Annotated in this window: 2 protein-coding genes and 1 tRNA gene; 1 reads left to right on the top strand and 2 read right to left on the bottom strand. The window is 67.0% G+C overall.

Features of this window, described 5'->3' with window-relative positions; genetic code table 11:
- Nucleotides 1-30: 30 nt before the first annotated feature.
- Together B2869_RS02450 and B2869_RS02445 are read right to left on the bottom strand one after the other, a co-directional pair.
- Nucleotides 31-106: transfer RNA gene (locus B2869_RS02450), tRNA-Thr, on the bottom strand.
- A 45-nt stretch (nt 107-151) separates the two neighbouring features.
- Entirely contained in the window at nt 152-1,108 is a 957-nt protein-coding gene (locus B2869_RS02445) for a DsbA family protein (RefSeq protein ID WP_292762291.1), read from the bottom strand.
- Nucleotides 1,109-1,337: 229 nt separating this feature from the next.
- Between B2869_RS02445 and B2869_RS02440 the strand changes: the two genes are divergently transcribed.
- On the top strand, nt 1,338-2,266 hold a 929-nt coding region (locus B2869_RS02440), incomplete at its 3' end, for an ABC transporter ATP-binding protein (RefSeq protein ID WP_292762288.1).

The following is a 2,266-nucleotide window of genomic DNA, read 5'->3' as shown; positions in this document are numbered from 1 at the left end:
GGTGCCCCCGGGGATGCGGGCCTTCATGTGTGGAGCCGACTACGGGACTCGAACCCGTAACCCCCGTATTACAAGTACGGTGCGCTACCAATTGCGCCAAGTCGGCGGATGCCATCCACCAGCTTAGCGATGGCATCGACCCCGGTTCGAACTACTGGGCGGGCGTGGTGGTCGACGTGGGCGTCGGAGACGGCGTCGCACGGGAGGCATCGCTCGCGACGCTCAGCACGAACTGCGAGAACTCGGCCGGGTCGTCGAACGCACCGACGTACGCCTCGCCGTTCGCGACGATCATGGGCGCGGTGTTGAGCATCAGGTCTTTCGATCCGGCGAGCGGTCCGTCGAGCGCGCGCGTGGTCGCTTCCTTCGCCCAACCGACGAAGTCACCGTTCTCGATGCACGACCGGACGGCCTTGGTGTTGTCGGTGCCGACGGCGGCTGCCAGATTCGCCAGGTCCTCGTCCGACATCCCGTCACTGCCGACCTCGGGCTGGTCGTCGAGCAGGTCGTGATTGAAGGCGTAGAACTGCGCAGGCGAGTGCGTGGCGACGCACGCGGCGGCCGCGGCGGAACGCAACGAGTACTTGGTGCCGTTCGAGCTCGCGGTGAGCAGGGCGACCGGGTGGTAGCTGACGGTGACCGCCCCCTCCTCGATCCAGCCGGCGAGCTGACGCGCATTGGCCCGCTCGAACTTTCCGGCGTCCGGCGAGAGGTAATCGACGTAGACGTGGATGTCGACCTTGTCGGAAGAGGTCGCGCCGGGCGTCGGCTCGACAGTCGGCTCGGCCGAGGAACCCGCGTCGGTCGGCTCTGCCGAGGGCGTCGCGGGCACCTCGTCGGATCCGGCGACGGCGGTGATGTCGGTGACGACGACGCCATCCGACTCCATCCCGGTCGGGGTGAGCTTCGGCTTCGACACCTGAGCGGACACCGCAAGGGTCACTGCGGTGCCGATCGCCCCCACCGCGACGACGGCGACGGCCCCGATGATGATCCGTCGCATGAGGCGCGCCCTCGACTGCTGGGCGTGCACTTTCTGAGCCTTCTCCCGCACGGCCTCGCGAGAATTGCGAGGTGTGGGGACGTTCGGCGTTTCGTCGCTCGACATCGTTCCTCTTGTGAGTCTGCGGGGGTCCGGGTTGGCCCCGACCGCCGCTGAGCGACGATCGCCGCTGGGCGCGGCCGAGATCGATGCTAACCAGTGAGGCTGAGAAATACCCAGGTACAGCCGTTCATGTCATACTGATCTCGACCCAAAGACGGGTCACGGTGGCTCGCCCCACCGCTTCATCACTACGGATCGTCCGGCACGTACCTGCCGGTGAAGGAGAAACACAATGGCATCTGTGACTTTCGACGAAGCCACCCGCCTGTACCCCGGTGGAACCCGTCCGGCCGTCGACAAGCTGAACCTCGAGGTCGGTGACGGAGAGTTCCTCGTCCTCGTCGGTCCTTCCGGTTGCGGTAAGTCCACGTCCCTGCGCATGCTCGCCGGCCTCGAAGAGGTCAACGCCGGCCGCATCCTCATCGGCGACCGCGACGTGACCGACGTCCCGCCGAAGGACCGTGACATCGCGATGGTCTTCCAGAACTACGCCTTGTACCCGCACATGACCGTCGCCGAGAACATGGGGTTCGCGCTCAAGATCGCCGGCGTCGGCAAGGAAGAACGCGCCGCACGCGTGCTCGAGGCCGCCAAGCTCCTCGACCTCGAGCCCTACCTGACCCGCAAGCCGAAGGCCCTCTCGGGTGGTCAGCGTCAGCGTGTCGCCATGGGCCGTGCGATCGTTCGTCAGCCGCAGGTGTTCCTCATGGACGAGCCGCTGTCGAACCTCGACGCCAAGCTCCGCGTCCAGACCCGTACCCAGATCGCATCGCTGCAGCGTCGTCTCGGCGTCACCACGGTCTACGTCACCCACGACCAGACCGAAGCCCTGACCATGGGCGACCGCATCGCGGTCCTCAAGGACGGTCTGCTCCAGCAGGTCGGCTCGCCCCGCGACCTGTACGAGAAGCCGAACAACGTCTTCGTCGCCGGCTTCATCGGCTCGCCCGCGATGAACCTGTTCTCGGCCGACCTCGCCGAGGGCGGCATCCGCTTCGGCACCGAGGTCGTCCCGCTCGACCGCGACACCGTCGGTCGCGCCAACGGTTCGCAGGTGACGGTCGGCGTGCGTCCGGAGGACATCGTCGTCGGTCCCGCCGACGGCAAGGGTCTCTCGGTCACGGTCGACCTCGTCGAAGAGCTCGGCGCCGACGGCTACCT

It is taken from the genome of Microbacterium sp. UBA3486, from assembly GCF_002377845.1.
GTDB classification, from domain to species: domain Bacteria; phylum Actinomycetota; class Actinomycetes; order Actinomycetales; family Microbacteriaceae; genus Microbacterium; species Microbacterium maritypicum_A.
The sequence above is the reverse complement of the archived record's forward strand: the minus strand, read 5'-3'. Positions and strand labels throughout refer to the sequence as shown.